Origin of the sequence: Chryseobacterium echinoideorum (assembly GCF_007474535.1) — a bacterium.
GTDB classification, from domain to species: domain Bacteria; phylum Bacteroidota; class Bacteroidia; order Flavobacteriales; family Weeksellaceae; genus Chryseobacterium; species Chryseobacterium echinoideorum.
Window position 1 is genome coordinate 109,308 of the sequence record NZ_VKNW01000010.1, and the last position, 19,294, is coordinate 128,601.

15 protein-coding genes are annotated in these 19,294 nt (G+C 35.1%); 7 read left to right on the forward strand and 8 right to left on the reverse strand.

Translation table 11 applies throughout. The features are described from left to right. Positions 1-13 precede the first annotated feature (13 nt). The 7 genes from FOL89_RS13800 to FOL89_RS13830 form a co-directional block, all read right to left on the reverse strand. The gene (locus tag FOL89_RS13800) at positions 14-1,135 is read right to left on the reverse strand and encodes a glycosyltransferase family 4 protein (RefSeq protein WP_144283384.1); all 1,122 of its coding nucleotides are present in this window, start codon (positions 1,133-1,135) and stop codon (positions 14-16) included. A 6-nt stretch (positions 1,136-1,141) separates the two neighbouring features. Beyond that, positions 1,142-1,630 (reverse strand): hypothetical protein, encoded by a 489-nt coding sequence (locus tag FOL89_RS13805; protein WP_144283385.1) that lies wholly within the window; start codon positions 1,628-1,630, stop codon positions 1,142-1,144. Positions 1,631-1,749: 119 nt separating this feature from the next. Next, entirely contained in the window at positions 1,750-2,574 is an 825-nt protein-coding gene (locus FOL89_RS13810) for an FkbM family methyltransferase (RefSeq protein ID WP_144283386.1), read from the reverse strand. Positions 2,575-2,665: 91 nt separating this feature from the next. Then, the gene (locus FOL89_RS13815; protein ID WP_144283387.1) at positions 2,666-3,451 is read right to left on the reverse strand and encodes a (Fe-S)-binding protein; all 786 of its coding nucleotides are present in this window, start codon (positions 3,449-3,451) and stop codon (positions 2,666-2,668) included. A 440-nt stretch (positions 3,452-3,891) separates the two neighbouring features. After that, on the reverse strand, positions 3,892-5,223 hold the full coding sequence (locus FOL89_RS13820; RefSeq protein ID WP_144283388.1) for a (Fe-S)-binding protein: 1,332 nt from the start codon (positions 5,221-5,223) through the stop codon (positions 3,892-3,894). A gap of 14 nt (positions 5,224-5,237) precedes the next feature. After that, a complete protein-coding gene (locus FOL89_RS13825; protein ID WP_144283389.1) occupies positions 5,238-6,188 on the reverse strand; it encodes an MlaD family protein in 951 nt (316 codons plus the stop codon). 128 nt (positions 6,189-6,316) lie between these two features. Then, entirely contained in the window at positions 6,317-8,458 is a 2,142-nt protein-coding gene (locus FOL89_RS13830) for a peptidylprolyl isomerase (protein WP_144283390.1), read from the reverse strand. 259 nt (positions 8,459-8,717) lie between these two features. On the opposite strand from FOL89_RS13830, the gene lon reads away from it, so the two are divergent. Together lon and FOL89_RS13840 are read left to right on the forward strand one after the other, a co-directional pair. After that, a complete protein-coding gene (gene lon / locus FOL89_RS13835; RefSeq protein WP_144283391.1) occupies positions 8,718-11,126 on the forward strand; it encodes an endopeptidase La in 2,409 nt (802 codons plus the stop codon). Between the two features lie 139 nt (positions 11,127-11,265). Beyond that, positions 11,266-12,378 (forward strand): AI-2E family transporter, encoded by a 1,113-nt coding sequence (locus FOL89_RS13840; protein WP_144283392.1) that lies wholly within the window; start codon positions 11,266-11,268, stop codon positions 12,376-12,378. 74 nt (positions 12,379-12,452) lie between these two features. Here the strand turns inward: FOL89_RS13840 and FOL89_RS13845 are convergent, their stop codons facing one another. Next, a complete protein-coding gene (locus FOL89_RS13845; RefSeq protein WP_144283423.1) occupies positions 12,453-13,811 on the reverse strand; it encodes an acyl-CoA dehydrogenase family protein in 1,359 nt (452 codons plus the stop codon). A 202-nt stretch (positions 13,812-14,013) separates the two neighbouring features. Here FOL89_RS13845 and FOL89_RS13850 point away from each other — a divergent pair, with 202 nt between their 5' ends. From FOL89_RS13850 to FOL89_RS13870, 5 genes are all read left to right on the forward strand, one after another. Continuing rightward, on the forward strand, positions 14,014-14,928 hold the full coding sequence (locus FOL89_RS13850) for a DUF4349 domain-containing protein (protein WP_144283393.1): 915 nt from the start codon (positions 14,014-14,016) through the stop codon (positions 14,926-14,928). Between the two features lie 337 nt (positions 14,929-15,265). Continuing rightward, a complete protein-coding gene (pgi, locus tag FOL89_RS13855) occupies positions 15,266-16,906 on the forward strand; it encodes a glucose-6-phosphate isomerase (RefSeq protein WP_144283394.1) in 1,641 nt (546 codons plus the stop codon). A 2-nt stretch (positions 16,907-16,908) separates the two neighbouring features. Next, entirely contained in the window at positions 16,909-17,733 is an 825-nt protein-coding gene (locus FOL89_RS13860) for a class I SAM-dependent methyltransferase (protein ID WP_144283395.1), read from the forward strand. Positions 17,734-17,753: 20 nt separating this feature from the next. Next, on the forward strand, positions 17,754-18,638 hold the full coding sequence (locus tag FOL89_RS13865; RefSeq protein WP_144283396.1) for a bifunctional 5,10-methylenetetrahydrofolate dehydrogenase/5,10-methenyltetrahydrofolate cyclohydrolase: 885 nt from the start codon (positions 17,754-17,756) through the stop codon (positions 18,636-18,638). 7 nt (positions 18,639-18,645) lie between these two features. Then, the gene (locus tag FOL89_RS13870) at positions 18,646-19,275 is read left to right on the forward strand and encodes a 7-carboxy-7-deazaguanine synthase QueE (protein ID WP_144283397.1); all 630 of its coding nucleotides are present in this window, start codon (positions 18,646-18,648) and stop codon (positions 19,273-19,275) included. Positions 19,276-19,294 lie beyond the last annotated feature (19 nt).

A 19,294-nucleotide genomic window follows, 5' to 3' on the forward strand; every position in this document is an offset into this window, starting at 1 on the left:
GGTCAAAAGATTTTTATGAGTCAATCACAGATTTCTGATAAACATCATCAAAGAGTTCAGCTATTTTTTTTGCTGAAAAATTTTTCTCCACATACTGGTGAAGTTCTTCTGCAGAATCAAGCCTGTAATTCCCTTTTAAAATGGTAAGCATTGCTCCGTACAAATCATCATCAGACTGATTAATCAGAATACCCTGATTTTCTTTAATGATCTCAGGAATAGCTCCCACTTTTGTCGCAATCACCGGAACACCCGAAGAAAGAGACTCCAGCAAAACACAGGAAAAACTCTCATAATCGCTGAATAAGACAAAACAATCACTTTCTCTCATTTTTTGTGCAGCTTCAGTGTGAGAAATTTCTCCAAAGACTTTAATGAAATTTTCGGCATTGTTTTTTTTAACTATATCATTCAATCTTTGATAATCTCCGTCACCGCCAATATGAAGCTCAAAATTATCGGAATCTTTTCTCAACCTTAAAGCTGCATTAATGATCGAATCAGGATTTTTTAACGGAATTAAATTGGAAAGATGAAAAAATCTAAATGTTGATTTTTCTTTTTTTTCCGGATAGAAGATCTGAGTATTGATGACATTTCCAACTACCGCAAATTGACTTCCAATGTCCATCTGCTTTAGACTATTTTTTAGAATATCGCTTACAGGCAATACAAAATCTGCATGTTTTGCAATTGTTTTTGCTAAAAACTTTTCGCCAAATGATAATTGGGAACGATTAACCGGAAGGAAACCCGACCAATGCTCCGAGATAACAAACGGAATCTGATACTTTTTCTTTAGAAACACTGCAAACAGCATAGTTTTTTGCAGAATATTGGCGTGAACCAAATCCGGCTTCTGCATCATTCTGAATCCTTTAAGATACGCTTCCATCCTTCGTATAAAATTAAGCGCAGGATTTGACGAATTTCTGTAATACACCACAAGCGTTCTGATTCCGTTGATGAATTGATCGTCAAATATTAGTTTCTCATTTTGTGAAGGATCACCAATTGCATGAAGAATTTCTACCTCATGCAACAGCGCAACAGATTCTGCATGTCTTTGTACAAAATTTCCGTTGGTAGATTCCAACTTATTAGGAAACCATGATGAGATAAAAAGTATTTTCATTTACCGTTACTTGATCGAAGCCGCCCAACTTCTTTCCAGAGGCAGAAGAAAATGGCTGATGAAATCAAGATAAGTATTTTTTGAAAAGTCAAAAACCTGAATATCTGGTGAAAGCTCGTTATTTCTCAGTTTGGCTTTAAAATCCTGAAGTTTCAGTGTTTTTACTTCGCCATTTTCTACAAAGCTGGCTTTCATTCTGTCAAACAGCCCAAGCTGATATTCTTCATCAATTTCCCGCATTACTTTTCCTAAAGCATCAATACTGCAGCCTGAAGCTGCTTCTTTTTCTTCGTCCACACAAACTACAATAAACTGATTTTTTTCAATTTTAAAAGATGAAGAAAGTGGCTTTCCGTGAGCTGCCCAACCTGCGAGAAAATCATACAGCTTTTCAGTGATTGTTTTTGCTTCTTTTGTGGTGAAAGGTCTTGAAGCCGGATATATGATGACTCTGTAGTCGTTGGTTTCTACAATGTTTGATTCTTCTATTTTCATATCAGATTTTATTTGTTAAATGAAATCGCTTATTTCATACGTTTTGTTTTTCATAAGTGTAGCGATTTCGTTGCCGTAAAATTTAGATAAAATTACGGTTTTTTATTGATACATTAAAGTTATTTCGATCCCATAAATTCAAAGACCGCGTTATAAGAGTTATCATTTTCGCTGAGAATTTTTATCACTTGATATTCTTTTTCGGAAAATAATCTTTTGATTTGATCTTCGCTGTAACCCGAGTTTTTTAAAGCTATCTTATTGATTTCGATGATAATTTTCGGTTTAAAATTATTTAAAACTTCGCTCATTCCTAATAACTCAGAATACTCTCCTCCTTCAATGTCTATTTTGATTAAATCAATTTTAGAAATGTTTTTGTTTTTTACATAAGTATCAAGATCCATACTTTGAACGAGTTCTCTTGCTGTATAATTTGACAGATAAGAAGAAGCCATTCCTACATTATCATAAGCCTCATTATAAAAGATTTCTAAAAATCCGGATTCTGAAGAAACAGCAAGATGTTCAAGTCTAACATTATGAATATTGTTTGCTTTCAGATGGGTATTAAAAATTTGATAATTAGGTTTAAAAGCCTCAAATGCGTATACATTACCGGTTTTACCTACCAATTTTGATGCATTAAGAGAGAACACGCCTATATTTCCACCGACATCAATAAAACAGTCTCCTTCCTTTAATGTCTTGTATAAATAATCAATCTCAGACTTTTCGTAATCTCCCAGAAAATAAATCTGCTGCTGGATCCAGTCATCAAGATTCAGATTCATTTTAAATTGATTTCGATAAACCACATCCTTTTTTACTCCTTTAAAAAGAGGGTAACGGCTAAACAAATACTTATGAAAGGTGAAGTATTTTTTCCTGAAGAAATCAATTTTGAAAATAGATCTGAAAATTAAAGCTAAAATACTTCTCATCTTTTTAATAAATGGGAAAGTTAGTACAAATTATTAAAACAAAACAACTCAAGAATGATCCTGAGTTGCTCTATTTTGTAAAGTTAATAGATTATAAGTCTTCAGCTTCAGCCAGAAGTTCTACAATATCTTTCACCTCGACTTCTGTATTTTTATTAAAATGTTTCACTCCATCGGTAAGCATCGTATTGCAGAAAGGACACCCTGTTGCAATCACTTTAGGCTCAAACGACAAAGCCTCTTCTGTTCTTTCAATATTGATATCTTTTTTACCTTTTTCAGGTTCTTTAAACATTTGCGCTCCACCTGCTCCACAGCAAAGTCCATTGGTTTTACAGCGCTTCATTTCTACCAGTTCGGCATCAAGTTTTTCCAGCAATTCTCTTGGTGCTTCGTACTCGTTATTGGCTCTTCCCAAATAACAAGGATCATGAAAAGTAATTCTTTTTCCTTTAAAAGCTCCACCTTCAATCTTCAATCTTCCCTCCTCCATCAGTTGTCTCAGAAACTGGGTGTGATGAATAACTTCATAGTTTCCGCCCAAACTTGGATATTCATTTTTAAGTGTATTGAAGCAGTGCGGACAAGCGGTAACTATTTTTTTTACTTCGTAGGCATTCAGAATTTCAATATTCGTCATTGCCATCATCTGAAAAACAAATTCGTTTCCTGCTCGTTTTGCAGGGTCACCTGTACAGCCTTCTTCCTGACCGAGGACAGCAAATTCTACCCCGATTTTGTTTAATATTTTGCAAAAAGCTTTTGTGATTTTTTTAGCACGGTCGTCAAAACTTCCCGCACATCCTACCCAAAACAGAACTTCGGGAGATTTACCTTCGGCAGCATAATCTGCCATTGTTTTTATAGTGAAATCCATAATTGGCTACGAATTTTTATTAAATAATTTATTATAAATCTTTTCTATAAAAGTAACTTTACTTTCTAAAAACTGATCTTGATATGTTTCGATTAAAAACCCTTCTAAATCAATATATTTTTGTCTGTTTAAAATTGAAACAAAAGTATTTGTAGTTAAATTCAGAATTAAGATATGTAAAGCAAAATTAATTATCAAAAATCTCAATGGCAGAAAAAGTAAAAATTCTGAAGAATTAACTTTCTTTAAAATTAAATATATTATCGCAATAAAAGTCGGCAATAGCATTACATAATTAAATGTGCTTTCTGAATAATACGTTTTAACAAAAAAAATACTAATAACCAAATACCATAACGAGTTTATAGCAATTAACCAAAAACACAAAATTAATTCAATTTTATTCTTCTTTAAAAAATTAATTATTTTCAGCATTTAAATTAATCTTTTGACCAATTCAGACGGTCTGCCTGATTGTATTGCCAAGGTGCAGCATTATTTTCAACATTGGTCATCATCAGATTCAATTCCTGTGGCGCTGCAGATTGTTCCATTACCAAAAATCTTCTCATTTCAAAAATAATAGAAAGCGGATCTAATAAAACAGGACAAGCTTCTGTACAGGCATTACAGGTTGTACAAGCCCAAAGTTCTTCTTTCGTAATATAATCGTTGAGCAATTTTTTACCATCATCTTCAAACTTTCCGTTTTTATCAATGTTTCTTCCAACTTCTTCCAGACGGTCTCTGGTTTTCATTAAAATTAACCTTGGAGAAAGTTTCTTGCCCGTAATATTTGCGGGGCAAACTGACGTGCATCTCCCGCATTCTGTACAGGAATAAGCATTCAACAGCTGCACCTGATTCAAATCAAATACATCTTCAGCTCCAAACTTTGACGGAGCTTCTTCTGATCCTTCAGCCGGAGCAGCATAAGGATCTGCATTGGGATCCATCATCAGTTTAATTTCTTTCGTAACAGAATCTAAATTGTTGAATTTGCCGTACAAATCAAGATTTGCATACCAAGTACTCGGAAACGCTAAAATAATATGTAAATGTTTAGAATAGTAAAGGTAATTCATAAAGAAAAGAATCCCCACAAAATGAAACCACCAAGCTGCTCTTTCTACAACCATTAGGAAACCATTATCAAAACTGAAAACTTCTAACAACGGAACAAAAGTCATCTCGCTCACCGGAAAGCTGCCATGTTCTGCTAAAGCTCCTCTCTGCTGTAGAATAAGATCGGAAGAATTCATAGTGAAGAATGCAACCATTAAAGCAAATTCAATAATTAAAATCCAGTTGGCATCATCTTTTGGCCATCCGAAAAGTTCTTTCATTGTTAATCTTTTCACTCCATAGAAGTTTCTCCGGATAAAAAATATAACAACCCCGATAATTACCAAAAGTGCTAACACTTCTAATGTGGCGGTGAAAAAGCTGTAAAATCCATGTCCGAAAACCTGAGCCAGAAAACGGTGAGTTCCGAAAATACCGTCTACAATAATTTCAATCAATTCGATATTGATGATTACAAAACCTACATAAACGAAAAGGTGAAGAATACCTGCAACAGGTCTTTTCACCATTCTGCTTTGTCCCAAAGCCACTCTTGTCATAGTCGCCCATCGTTCAGATTTTCTGTCACTCCGGTCGATCTCTCTTCCTAATCTGATGTTTCTGTAAATTTTTTGCAGACTTTTGGCAAAAAGACCGAAACCTGCAATAAGTAATATCAGAAATAAAATATTATCAAGATACTGCATAAATATAATAGCTATTAGTCCTTATTGTTTTTTCCGAAAACTGAGAAATTGATGTATCTTTTCGGATTTGCCTTCATATCTTCGATCAAAGAATTCAGATTGGTGGAGGCAGAATTCAGATTGTTATACAATTGATCGTCTTTCATAATTTTACCTAAGCTCCCTTCTCCTCTATCAATTCCTGCAACCACTTTATTCAATTGACCAACCGTTTGATCCAAATTGGCAATGGTTTGATTCAGTTGTTTAGTGTCAATACTTTCTGCAAGATTCCCATACTTATCCAAGGTTACCTTTCCGCTCTTCATGGTCATGCTTGCTTCATCCAATACTCTTTGAAGTTTAGGATCATTATTTCCTACCAATCTGTTTACACTTCCTGCAGTATTTTCTAAAGCTCCAACTGTTCGGTTAAGATTATGAAGCAAAATCTTTATTTCTTCCCTGTTTTGTGCGTTCATGATTTGATTGGCATTTGCCATCAAAGAATCTACCCTGTGAAGTACTGTTTGCAACTGATCTTTTACAGGACCTACCTGCGAAGAAAGGCTATTCATCATTCCTAATTTGAAAGCACCTTTCAGAGTATCCCCATCTTTTGCAATAGGACCTCCATAGACGAGATTCACCCTCATTTCTTTTCCAGACATGAGTCCAGGTTCAAATATTTCAAGATTTGAATTTTTTGAAAACTCGAAATTATCATCTACCGTTATTTTAACAATGAAATATAATCTGCCATCTGCACCTGTCTGTGGAATAATTTTATCAACCTGCCCTACTTTAAGACCGTTGATTGACACTGGTGAAGACTGTGCCAAACCTTCAACATTGTCGTATTTTGCATAAAAGATATTGTCTGTTGTAAAAAGACTTCTGCCTTTCATAAACTGGAATAAAATAACAAAGCCGACAATGGCCAAGAGTGCTATTAAACCTGCTTTTAATTCTTTACTGAATTTCACTTTCTCAATTTTTTCTAATGTAGCAAATATAGCACATTTATATTAATGTTTTTCTGTATTGCTATGGGTTAAACGTAAAAAAAGTGGCAAAAACTCTGCCACTTTTTTATGTATGATTTAAGAATATTTTACTGTTGATTTCCAAGTTTACTCCAGATTTCGATTCTGTAATCATCGATATCTGCATTGTCCTGAAGGCTTTTTAACCAAGCCTGTCCAAACATTCCTGAATTTCTCTGAGTAATAGATTCTGTAAACTCTTTTATATCTCCCGGTTGTTTATTGAGTGTTTCGTTCTTTTTAACGATTACATAAACTCCGGTTCCGCCTTCAATCGGGTTAGAAACTTTTCCTTTAGCGATACCAAATGCAGCTCCTGCAACTTTAGGCTCCATAGCTCCTGCGATATTTGGACTGAGCATATTGATCTGTCCTGATTGTTTTGTTGTTGCAAACATTTTTGCTACCTGATCCAAATTAGCTGTTTTACCAATTTTTTCTGAGATCTGCTTAGCAGCAAGTTTATTTTGAACCACTGTTTCAATCTGCTCTCTTACAGATTCAGGATCTGCAAGACCTTTCTCTTGTTTTCCGTTCAGATAGACAACCACTTTATCTCCTGTTCCTTCTACATTGAATAGTTCAGAATCTCCTTTTTCTCTTTTCTTATCAAAAGCCCATGCAATGATTTCGGCATCTTTATCTGTTCCTAAACCTTGTAATCTTCCGTCAAATCTTTTAGCTGTTTTAGCATTAGAGTACTGGAAATTTGATTTTTTAGCAATATTCACAAAATCATTGAATGATTTCCCTAAAACCTGCTGAGCAAACCTTCTTGCTTTTTTATCAACTTCAGTTTCTGTAGCTTCAGAAGGCTTAACCTCTTTTACAACGTGAGCCACTTTATAGCTCATCGTACCTGCTTTTTTATCTTCTACATTAATAATGTGATACCCGAAACTTGTTTCTGCCAATCCTGTAGAACCTTTGGGGTTTGAAGCCAGAAAGTTTAGGTAACCCGGCGCAAACTGACTCTCAGGAGTAGTCCAGCCAACACTACCGTTTCTTGCTACAGCATTAGGCTCATCAGAAAGTTTAAGACCCTCAGCAAATTTTGCAGGATTTGATTTAATTACTGCCATAAGGCTATCCGCAATTTTCTTCGCCTGTTCTTTAGTTCTGGTTGCAGTAGATCTTTCCGCACCTTTATAAGCAATTAAAATATGCTTTGACAAAGTAGAATCGGAAGGTTTCTTATCAACCAATTTTGAAAGCACGTAGAAATTCTGCTCTTTATATGGTCCGATTACCTGACCGATTGCTGCAGTTCCAATTTTATCTTTCAATGAAGGAGGCATCTGTGCAGAAGTGATATACTGATTATTGTAAGGCATATCAGAATTTGCCATTACAAACATAGAATCGTTTGTTGTATTCTGGAAATTTTCCTTTCCTCCGCTTGCATCAGTTCCCTGAGAAAAAAGCTTGTTAATTTCTTTCTGAACAGCAGCATCGTCTGCCGGACTTGGCTGAGAAGGAAAATAGACAATTCCTAAATTTCTGCTTGGTTCTGTTTTAAACATTACCGGATGCTGGTTGATATAATCCTGAAGATCTTTTGTGGTAACTTTAATTTTATTTTTCTGAAGATAAGAAGCATAATCTACTTTCACAAAATCAATATCTGCAAGCTGATCTCTTTGTTTCATCAATTCCTCAGCTTCTTTTTTACCTGTTGTAATACCTGTAGAAATATTAGCAAAAACCTGTCTTGCCATAATTCTGTATTCAATTGTTTTTCTGGTTTTAAGCCACTGATTATATCCGTCCGGATTTGTATTTTGTAAAGTTTCTACTTCTTTTTTAAGTTCCTGAAGTTTAAAATTCCCCTTCTCATCAAACAACTGCTGATTCTGAGCAAACATCTGATCGTATTGAATCTGGCTCCAGAACAAATCATCCGTCATCTCGAAGCCCATTTTTTCAAACTGCTGCTTTACGAGCTTAGACTGTACCAAAAGTTGCCAAGCCTGCTCTTCAAGACCATTTTTAGGCTGCCCTTGCTGATCTGCCTGCTGCTGCAATACAAAAAGTTGATCGTTAAACTCTTCACGGGTGATTTTTTCACCATTTACTTTACCTAAAACATCAGGGTTTTTACCAAAAACCTTATCAATGCTTTCAGGATTTACCAAAAAAGCCAAAAGAGCCAGTGCGATTACTCCCATCAAAAGCCAAGGTCTACTTCTAATCTGTCCTAAAATTGCCATTTTATAAATATAGTTTTTATATCAGTGTGCGAAAATACACATTTTTAAGAAATTACAGAAATATATGTTGTGTTTTTAAAATTTTAAAATTCAAATATCTCTAAAATGGAAATTTTGACCGCATTTCCTGATGAGTAAGAAATGGCATTAATCTTGACAAACTTTCTCACACTTTACACAAACACTTCTGTAAGAGAAGATTTCGTGAGAGGGTTATAACTACTTTAACTATAAATGACAATTTGTCATTCAATTTATTATGACAGAATTTGAAGATATAAATTTTGATGATATCATCGGCGACGGTTTTAATATTGTTGCAGAAGAAATCAATTTATCCGATTTAGATATAAATCAGGATAACCAATTGCCGCAGAATATTTTTCCGATTCTTCCGGTAAGAAATATGGTGATGTTTCCCAATGTTGTCATTCCGATTACAGCCGGAAGGAAAAATTCTATCAAATTATTGGAAGAAGCCCAGCAAAAAGGAGAATTTATCGGAATTGTAAGTCAGAAAAATTCAGATATTGAACAACCTAATGAAAAAGATCTTTATCAGATCGGAACTTTAGCCAAGATTATTAAAATCATTAAGCTTCCCGAAGGAAACATAACGGCTATTACCAAAGGCTTTCAAAGGTTTAGAATCAAAAATATCACTGAAACAAAGCCTTATTTTAATGCTGAAATCGTTAAGCTGAAAGATACGAAAGCAAAAAATAAAGAGGAGTATGAAGCGTTGCTGGAAAACATCAAAGATCTTGCTCTTAAAATCATTGAGCTTGATCCTAATATTCCCAACGCTGCCAATTTTGCGATAAAAAACATTAACAACAATGATGATCTCCTGAATTTCATCTGTACCAATGCTAATTTCCCTTATTCTGAAAAGCAGAAGCTTCTTGAGGAGAAAAGCCTTATGGAAAGAGCCAACAAGTGCTATGAAATGATGCATGCAGATTTCAGAAAACTGGAACTCAGAAATCAGATTCACCAGAAAACATCAAAAGATCTCGACAGACAGCAAAGGGAATACTTTCTGAACCAACAGATCAGAACAATTCAGGATGAGTTGGGAGGAGGGCCGGAAAGTGATGTCGAAGAACTTCAAAAAAAAGCTGCTGAGAAAAAATGGAAACCAGAGGTTGAAGAGCATTTTCAAAAGGAAATCAACAGGCTTCAAAGACAAAACCCCAATTCTCCCGATTATAATGTTCAGAGAAATTACCTTGATTTCTTTACCGATCTTCCGTGGGAAACTTTTACCAAAGATATTTTCGACATAGAAAAAGCCCAAAAAGTTTTAGACAAAGCACATTTTGGCTTGGAAGACATCAAAAAAAGGATTTTGGAGCACATGGCTGTTCTGAAGCTTAAAAATAATATGAAGTCTCCCATTTTATTGTTGGCAGGACCTCCCGGAGTTGGTAAAACCTCGTTAGGAAAGTCTGTTGCTGATGCTTTAGGAAGAAAATACGTGCGTGTTTCTTTGGGCGGACTTCATGACGAAAGTGAGATTCGCGGTCACAGAAAAACCTATATTGGTGCAATGGCTGGGAGAATTCTTCAGTCTATCAAAAAGGCAGGAACTTCAAACCCGGTAATTGTTCTGGATGAGATTGACAAAGTAGGAAAAGGAATGCATGGCGATCCTAGTTCGGCTTTACTAGAGGTTCTGGATCCTGAACAAAACAATTCTTTCTACGATAATTTTCTTGAAATGGGCTATGACTTGTCTAAAGTCATGTTTCTTGCTACAGCAAACTCACTTTCTACAATCCAGACTCCTCTTTTAGACAGAATGGAAATCGTTCAAATTTCGGGTTATACACTAGAAGAAAAAATTGAAATCGCCAAAAGACATTTAATCAAAAAACAACAGGAAGAAAACGGCTTGAATACAAAATCTTTCAAGCTTGGAAATCCTGAACTTAAACATATCATTGAAGCGCATACTTCTGAGAGTGGTGTAAGAACCTTAGAAAAAAGAATTGCTGCCATTGCACGCTGGGCTGCCTTACAAACTGCTTTGGTGAAAGAGTATGATGCTAAAATTTCAATTGATAAAGTTGATGAAATCTTAGGTGTTCCCAGACCAAAAAGCTTATCAGAATTAACAGATGTTCCGGGAGTTGTAACCGGTTTGGCTTGGACAAGCGTTGGAGGTGATATTTTATTTATTGAAAGCATCATCAGCAATGGAAAAGGAAATCTCTCAATGACCGGAAATCTTGGAACTGTGATGAAAGAATCTGCTACCATTGCTCTGGAGTATATTAAAGCAAAACATCTTGATCTCGGAATTGATGAAGAGCATATTGAAAAGAAAAACATTCATGTACACGTTCCGGAAGGTGCAACACCAAAAGACGGACCTTCTGCAGGTATTGCAATGCTGACCTCAATGGTTTCTTCGTTTACCAACAGGAAAGTGAAACCTCATCTTGCCATGACAGGAGAAATCACGCTACGCGGAAAAGTACTTCCTGTAGGCGGAATTAAAGAAAAACTTTTGGCAGCCACAAGAGCCGGAATCAAAGAAGTGATCCTTTGCGAAGCCAACCGAAAAGATGTGGAAGAAATAAAACAGGATTATCTCAAAAACCTTACAATACATTACGTAGGATGGATGAGAGAAGTTTTGGATATTGCTCTGGAAAAGTAATATGCATAACTTGGCAAAAAAATTAAAACACGTTTTTTAAAGACGTGTTTTTTTTATTTGAATAGCTTCCTGATTATTTTAAAGAAAAACATTTCAAATCAGCTACATTTCATTATTTTTATACAGTAGAACATCTTATATGAATTATTTCAAACTTCCATTCCTCACGAGACTCACTTTAGCCGTAGTTTCAATCATCGGAATAGGGTATCTTATAAAACTAGGACAAAGCATTTTGGCTCCGTTTTTTTTGGCATTTTTGATGGCAATGATCTTTTTGCCTATTGCCAATTTTTTAGAAAAAAAATTAAAATTTCCCAGATCATTTTCTACCATCTTCTCTGTGATGATATTGCTTATTGTACTTACAGGATTGTTGTTTTTCTTCGGGTCTCAGCTTTCGAGTTTCACCAGAGATATTCCACAGCTCACCGATCAGGCAACACATGTTTTCCACGATTTGCAAAAATGGGTTTCCAAAACATTTAATGTAAAAATTGATGAGCAGTTTACTTATCTGGATCAGGGATTGAAGAAACTTCTCTCTTCTACAGCAATAATTTTAGGATTTACCTTAGGCGTTTTTTCCAGCAGTCTGGGTTTTTTAGCATTCTTTATTGTGTTTTTTATTTTTATTTTAAATTACAGGAGAATATTACACAATTTCATTGTTAATGTATTTAGCGAAAAACATAAAACAAATGTTAAGGAAGCAGTTGCAGAAGTTAGAATAATGACAAAACGGTACATTATTGGGCTATGTCTTCAGATTATCATCGTTTCAATTCTTACAACAACATTTTTAACTATTTTAGGGGTAAAATATGCAATTCTGCTTGGCGTTTTAACGGGTTTACTTAATGTGATTCCGTACATTGGGATTTTCATATCGCTACTCATCTCTTGCTTTATTGCTTTTGCGACAGGCACTCTTTCAACCTGTATCTATGTTGCCATCGGTTATGTGATCATCCATGCAATAGATGGAAATATTGTTCTTCCTTTTGTGGTAGGTTCAAAAGTAAAAATTAATGCCTTATTTTCGTTTATCGGAATTTTGGTTGGCGAACATCTGTGGGGAATTTCCGGAATGTTTCTTTGTATTCCTGCTATTGCTATTATTAAAATTATTTTTGAAAGAGTGGAAGGTCTCAAACCTTGGGGAAAACTCTTGGGTGAAGAAGAAAAGCCCAATAAAAAGAAAAAAAGCTATAAAATTTCTAAGAATATTACGCTGAAAGAAATGGATTAAAAAAGTGAATGGTCAATTGTGATTTTTATTTCTTAAATGAATTTAAAAATTGACAATTGACCATTCACATCATTTTACACAAATGCACTGAATCCTGTAATGGATCTTCCGACAATCAGAGAATTAATTTCCTTCGTGCCCTCATAAGAATAAATAGCTTCTGCATCGGCTACAAATCTTGCCACATCATATTCCAGCAAAATTCCGTTTCCGCCCATTACTTCCCGCGCTCTTGAAACCACATCTCTTGTTCTCATGGTACAAAAAACTTTGGCTAAAGAAGCATGCTCATCTTTCAGAATTCCTTCATCCTGCATTTCAGAAAGCCTGAAAACCATTGTCTGCATTGCTGTCAGGTTTGAAAGCATTTCCACCAAATGCCCCTGAATCATTTGAAACGAAGCAATCGGCTTACCGAACTGTTCTCTTTTTCTTGTATAATCTAATGCGCTTTCATAAGCTCCTCTTGCACAACCTGTCGCCATCCAGGCGACTCCGGCTCTTGTCATTTGCAGAACTTTTGCAGTATCTTTGAACGAGTTAGCTTTTTGCAGACGATTCTCTTCAGTGATTACACAATCTTTTAAAGTTATCAAACCATTCTGAACAATTCTCAGAGCCATTTTACCTTTAATTTTTTCAACAGAATAACCTGGGTTATCTTTCTCAACAATAAAGCCTTTTACTTCACCATCATCTAAATCTCTTGCCCAAATAATCACTAAATCAGCAAACGTAGCGTTTCCGATCCATTTCTTTTGTCCGTTCAAAACCCAGCCTTCAGACGTTTTTTTACAGGTTACGGTTAAGCCACCTGCTGCTCCGGAGCCAACTTCAGGTTCTGTCAGTCCAAAAGCTCCTATTTTTTCAAACTTCTGCATCTGAGGAAGCCACTTTTGCTTTTGCTCTTCCGAACCGCAAATGTAAATAGACCCCATTGCCAAACCAGATTGTACACCGAAGAATGTTGCAATAGAGGCATCAATTCTAGCCATTTCCATTGCAATAACTCCTTCCATTAAAAACGGCATTCCGGGGCAGCCATATCCTTCGTAAGTGACACCGCAAATATTTAATTTCTGAAATTTTGGAATTAACTCATGTGGAAATTCATCATGCAGCCAATAATGGTTGACCAATGGTTTTACTTCTTTTTCCATAAAATCTCTTACTTTAAGCTGCACTTCTCTTTGCTCGGGAGTCAATGTGTGCGAAACATCATAAAAGTCTCCGTCAATTGCAGGCAGTTCTTTTTTCTTTTTATTCGGATCCAGCATTTTCATCATTCCCTTTAGCTGTTTGTCATCCAACTTAGAAAAATTTTCCATCAGCTTGCGAAGATTCACTTTTTGTGAAATTTCGCTAAGCTGATCAAAATCTATTGATTTAAATAATTCTATGGCGTTTCTGATTTTGGAAAAAGTTTTAGACATACGGATTGAGATTTGATTTTGTAAAACATTAGCAAAAATCAATCCGAAATACCACGCATCCATCCATGTTTGTTTTACAAAAAACTTAAAATCACCATCTTAAAACAATTATTTATTTACAAAATCTTTACCTGTAATATTCAAACATTACAAACAATTCTGCTGGAACTTTGACCTAAGTAAAACATTAAAAAATAAATATATGAAAACGACTTACATCAGATTAACCATCGCAACAGCACTTTTATTAGGAATTTATTCATGCAAAAAAGGCGAAGCTTTAGAAAGTAATTCAGAAACCACCAACTATAGTAACGAAATTTCTGCAGACAGTATTTCTTCAGTAGCAACCATGTCTGTAAAAGATAAGCAGTTTATCAAAACAGCCAATGTAGATATGGAAGTAAAAGATGTATATGATGCAACTATCTCCATAGAAAAATCAATACAGGAACTTGGCGGATTTGTTACGCACAGTAATTTACAAAGCAGAGTAATCTCTGAGGAAACTTACAATACTTCTGACGAAAATGCTATGATGATTAAAAAATATCAAACTGAAAATTCAATGCAGGTAAGAGTTCCCACAGCAAAGCTTGGCGAACTTCTATCTTTGATTAATAATAAAAAGCTTTTTTTAAATTCCAGAATCATCAATGCTGAAGATGTGACTTCAAGCATCAAATATGCAGAAATGGAAGGCAAAAGAATTAAAAAAACCAGCGAGAATATTTCTGAACTCAAAACCACAAAAGATAAAGTAAAAATGAGCGATGAGAATATGTCTGAAGAAAACCTTCAGCAACTTGCCAATCTTGATGTAACCGATAATCTGAAATACAGCACAGTAGATATTTACATTAAAGAACCTAAGCTAAGAATTGCAGAAATCGCCATTACCAACTCGAAAAACATTGACAATAAATACAAATTCAATTTTATGTATGATGTGAAAAATGCTTTTGTGGAAGGTTTTTATCTGATTCAGAGAATTATAGTCGGACTAATCACCATCTGGCCGGTTATCATAATTTTTGCTCTGGGATTTTACTTTTACCGCAAAAGTCAATCTAATAAAAGACTGAAAATCAAAACAACAGACCATCCGGCATCCTAACCTTTTGGTTATTTATATAAATTCTGACAACCTCTGCTTTTTGTAGAGGTTTTTAATTTTGCAGAAAACAACTTTATATATGGGAGCCGTTTCATAGAAATCAAAACCCAGAAGATTAAAAAAAAACAACGATAAAGAATTGAATTTGAGAACAAAAATCTATATTAAAATCAGATTATGTATCTAGGACCAAATTTTAGTAAAAAAGTTCAATAATGTAATTTCACTAAGGTTTTATTTTTACGTAAATTTGTAGTTTAAAATATACTGTCTGAATTTCAGAGACATTTAGCCCATAACTACAGAAATTCAGCTTTTTAAATCGTAAACTTAATTTATGCTATCTAAAATAAATCCTACACAAACTAACAGTTGGAAAGCGCTTGATGAACATTTCGGGAATAATGACTTTGATTTGAGAAGTCTTTTTCAGTATAATCCGAAGCGTTTTGAAGAGTTTTCTATCAAAAAAGATAATTTTTTATTTGATTATTCTAAAAACTTAATCGATTTAAGAACTAAAGAACTTTTATTAAATCTAGCTGAAGAATGTGAATTGAAAGACGCTATTTCTAAAATGTTTTCGGGTGATAAAATCAACGAAACTGAAGGAAGAGCAGTTTTGCATACCGCTTTGAGGGATTTTTCTGATAAAGAAATTTTGGTTGATGATGAAAACATCAAGCCTCAAATCAAAAGAGTGCTTGATCACATGAAATCTTTCTCTGAAAAAATTATTTCAGGAGAACACAAAGGTTTTAGCGGAAAAGAAATTACGGATGTTGTCAATATCGGAATTGGAGGTTCAGATTTGGGACCAGTAATGGTGGTTTCGGCGTTGAAGCATTTTAAAACAAGATTAGATGTTCATTTCGTTTCTAATGTAGATGGAAATCATATTGCAGAAGTTGTAAAAAACTTAAATCCTGAAACAACTTTATTCATCATTGCTTCAAAAACATTCACAACTCAGGAGACCATGACAAATGCCAATTCTGCTAAAGATTGGTTCTTACAAGTCGGCAAACAGGAGGATGTGGCAAAACATTTCGTCGCTTTATCCACTAACATTCAATCAGTTAAAGACTTCGGAATCGCAGAAGAAAATATTTTTGAATTCTGGGATTGGGTTGGCGGAAGATATTCATTGTGGAGTGCAATTGGTTTGAGCATCGTTCTTTCCGTAGGTTATGAAAATTTTGAACAATTATTAAGAGGAGCTTATGATACCGATCAACATTTCCAGACAGCAGATTTTGCTGAAAACATTCCTGTTTTAATGGGACTTTTAGGAATCTGGTATCGTAATTTCTATGCAGCAACCACGTATGCTATTCTTCCTTATTCTCAATATTTAGACAGATTTGCAGCGTATCTTCAACAAGGAGATATGGAAAGTAATGGAAAATGTGTGGACAGAAACGGCGAATTCGTAGAGTATGAAACAGGACCCATTATTTGGGGAGAACCTGGAACAAACGGGCAACACGCTTTCTATCAATTAATTCACCAGGGAACAGAATTGATTCCTGCGGATTTTATTGCTTATGCGAAAAGCCCAAATAAAGTTTCTGATCATCAGGACAAATTGTTAGCAAACTTTTTTGCTCAAACTGAAGCACTTGCCTTTGGAAAAACAGAAGAAGAAGTAGAAGCCGAGTTAAAAGCTTCAGGAAAATCTGATAAGGAAATTGATTTTCTATTAAACTATAAAGTCTTCCACGGAAACACACCCACTAACTCCATATTATTCAATGAATTAAATCCTTTTTCGTTAGGACAATTGATTGCTTTGTATGAGCATAAAATTTTCGTTCAGGGCGTGATCTGGAATATTTTCAGTTTTGACCAGTTCGGAGTGGAATTAGGAAAAGTCTTAGCCAATAAAATTTTGCCGGAACTTGAAAATAATGAGACCATTAACTCTCACGACAGTTCTACAAATGGGTTGATTAATTATTATAAAACAAATAAATAATAATGTCACTTTTAAGAACATATTATTATAAACTGCCTCCGGGTTTAAGACTTCTTGGAAGAAAAATCTATTATTTTCCTGTAGATTTTTATGAGGGTATTATTGGAAAAAGATCTGAAAACGAACCTAAAAAAGGGGATATTTACGTAGGAAGCAGCGATTTTATCGCTCATGGAATCCGACAGACAAAAGTTTTAAAAAAATATATTGATCTTAAAAGTAACGACCATATTTTAGATGTAGGATGCGGAATCGGCAGAACTGCCGTTGCACTTACAGATGTAATTAAAGAAGGCTCTTATGACGGATTTGATGCTGTAGAAAAAGGAATTGTCTGGTGTAACAAAAACATCAACAATAAACATCCTCATTTCAAGTTTAAATTCACGCCAATTTATAACGATCTGTACAATACTTTCAGTCAGAAAGCAGAAGATTTTACATTTCCTTATGAAAACGAAAATTTTGATAAAGCATTTCTATTTTCTGTTTTCACGCATATGCAGGTTTCGGAAATCAGAAGGTATTTGAGTGAAATTAGCCGGGTTCTAAAAATGAATGGTTTATGTCTGGCAACCTTTTTTCTTTATGATGAATCTAAAAAAGAAAGTGGAAGTATGTATTTTCCTCATGTTTTTGAAGGGTTTAAATTAATGGATGACAAGGTAACAGCTGCAAATATTGCGATCAGCATCCATTTACTAAATGAGTTGGCAGCCAATGCAGGCTTAAAAGTAGTACAAATAAAAGGAGGATATTGGAGAGATGATGTTGAAAAAGAAGGTGCAGACGAATTCCAAGACATTGTAGTGTTAAAAAAAATCTAATAAAAAGTAATAAAAGTAAAATGGCACAAATTCTTGACGGATTAAAAGTATCCAAAGAAATAAAACAGGAAATCAAGGCTGAAGTAGAAAAAATCCTTGCCAGCAAGAGAAGAGCACCGCATTTGGTAGCAATTCTTGTTGGAAACAACGGAGCGAGCAAGGCATATGTAAATGCAAAAGTAAAAGATTGTGAAGAAGTTGGTTTCCAGTCTAGCTTAGTGAAATTTCCAAGCACAGTTTCAGAATCTGAACTGTTGGAAAAAATCGACGAATTAAATAAGTCGAAAGCTGTAGACGGATTTATCGTTCAGTTGCCCTTACCGGATCAGATAGATCAGGAGAAAATCATTAATGCGATTGATCCAAGAAAAGATGTCGACGGTTTCCACCCTGAAAATTTCGGAAAAATGGCTCTGGAAATGGATACTTTCTTACCTGCAACACCGTTTGGAATTTTAACATTACTGGAAAGATATAATATTGAAACAAAAGGTAAAGATTGTGTGATCATCGGAAGAAGTAAAATTGTAGGAAGACCAATGAGTATTTTGATGGGAAGAAAAGATTTCCCTGGAAACTCAACAGTTACTTTGACACACTCTTACACAAAAGACATCGAAGAATATACTAGAAAAGCAGACATTGTTATTACCGCTTTAGGAGATCCTCATTTCTTGAAAGGTGAGATGATCAAAGACGGAGCTGTGATTGTTGACGTAGGTATTACAAGAGTAGACAATGATTCTCCGAAAGGATATTATCTTGCGGGTGACGTAGATTTTGAGAGCTGTGCTGCAAAAGCCAGCTGGATTACCCCTGTTCCGGGAGGAGTTGGGCCTATGACGAGAGCAATGTTGATGAAAAATACCATCATTGCCTATAAAACTTCGGTCTATAACGACTAATTTTAAAATGAATTTAACAGAAGAAATATTATTAAAAGAAGGTAAAATGCTCCCTGTAATGGAGCATTTTTACACTCTTCAGGGAGAAGGAGCCCATACCGGAAAAGCAGCCTATTTCATCAGACTAGGAGGCTGCGATGTCGGATGCCATTGGTGTGACGTGAAAGAAAGCTGGGATCCAAATCTTCACCCTTTAATGAACGCAGAAGATATTGCAGAAACTGCAGCAAAGCACTGTAAAACCATTGTTTTAACAGGAGGAGAACCTCTGATGTGGAATCTTGATATATTAACAGGAAGATTAAAAGAACTTGGCTGCTCTATTCATATTGAAACTTCGGGAGCCTACCCTATGAGCGGACAAATCGACTGGATTACGCTTTCGCCAAAGAAAACAGGGCTTCCGAAAGAAGAAATTTACGCCAAAGCACATGAACTCAAAGTCATTGTTTTCAACAACAATGACTTCAAATTTGCACAGGAACAGGCTGCAAAAGTATCGGAAAACTGTACTTTATATCTTCAGAGCGAATGGAGCAAGCGTGATGAAATGTACCCGAAAATTACAGACTTCATTTTAGAAAATCCGGAATGGAGAGCATCGGTTCAGACCCATAAATATCTCAATATTCCATAAAATTATCTATCTTCGCTCC

Bases quoted from the DNA above. Each gene is read 5' to 3' on its own strand.
- pgi (WP_144283394.1), top strand. From the start codon at position 15,266: ATGCTATCTAAAATAAATCCTACACAAACTAACAGTTGGAAAGCGCTT.
- FOL89_RS13850 (WP_144283393.1), top strand. From the start codon at position 14,014: ATGAAAACGACTTACATCAGATTAACCATCGCAACAGCACTTTTATTA.
- FOL89_RS13815 (WP_144283387.1), bottom strand. From the start codon at position 3,451: ATGGATTTCACTATAAAAACAATGGCAGATTATGCTGCCGAAGGTAAA.
- FOL89_RS13800 (WP_144283384.1), bottom strand. From the start codon at position 1,135: ATGAAAATACTTTTTATCTCATCATGGTTTCCTAATAAGTTGGAATCT.
- FOL89_RS13870 (WP_144283397.1), top strand. From the start codon at position 18,646: ATGAATTTAACAGAAGAAATATTATTAAAAGAAGGTAAAATGCTCCCT.
- lon (WP_144283391.1), top strand. From the start codon at position 8,718: ATGACAGAATTTGAAGATATAAATTTTGATGATATCATCGGCGACGGT.
- FOL89_RS13805 (WP_144283385.1), bottom strand. From the start codon at position 1,630: ATGAAAATAGAAGAATCAAACATTGTAGAAACCAACGACTACAGAGTC.
- FOL89_RS13810 (WP_144283386.1), bottom strand. From the start codon at position 2,574: ATGAGAAGTATTTTAGCTTTAATTTTCAGATCTATTTTCAAAATTGAT.
- FOL89_RS13840 (WP_144283392.1), top strand. From the start codon at position 11,266: ATGAATTATTTCAAACTTCCATTCCTCACGAGACTCACTTTAGCCGTA.
- FOL89_RS13820 (WP_144283388.1), bottom strand. From the start codon at position 5,223: ATGCAGTATCTTGATAATATTTTATTTCTGATATTACTTATTGCAGGT.
- FOL89_RS13845 (WP_144283423.1), bottom strand. From the start codon at position 13,811: ATGTCTAAAACTTTTTCCAAAATCAGAAACGCCATAGAATTATTTAAA.
- FOL89_RS13830 (WP_144283390.1), bottom strand. From the start codon at position 8,458: ATGGCAATTTTAGGACAGATTAGAAGTAGACCTTGGCTTTTGATGGGA.
- FOL89_RS13860 (WP_144283395.1), top strand. From the start codon at position 16,909: ATGTCACTTTTAAGAACATATTATTATAAACTGCCTCCGGGTTTAAGA.
- FOL89_RS13865 (WP_144283396.1), top strand. From the start codon at position 17,754: ATGGCACAAATTCTTGACGGATTAAAAGTATCCAAAGAAATAAAACAG.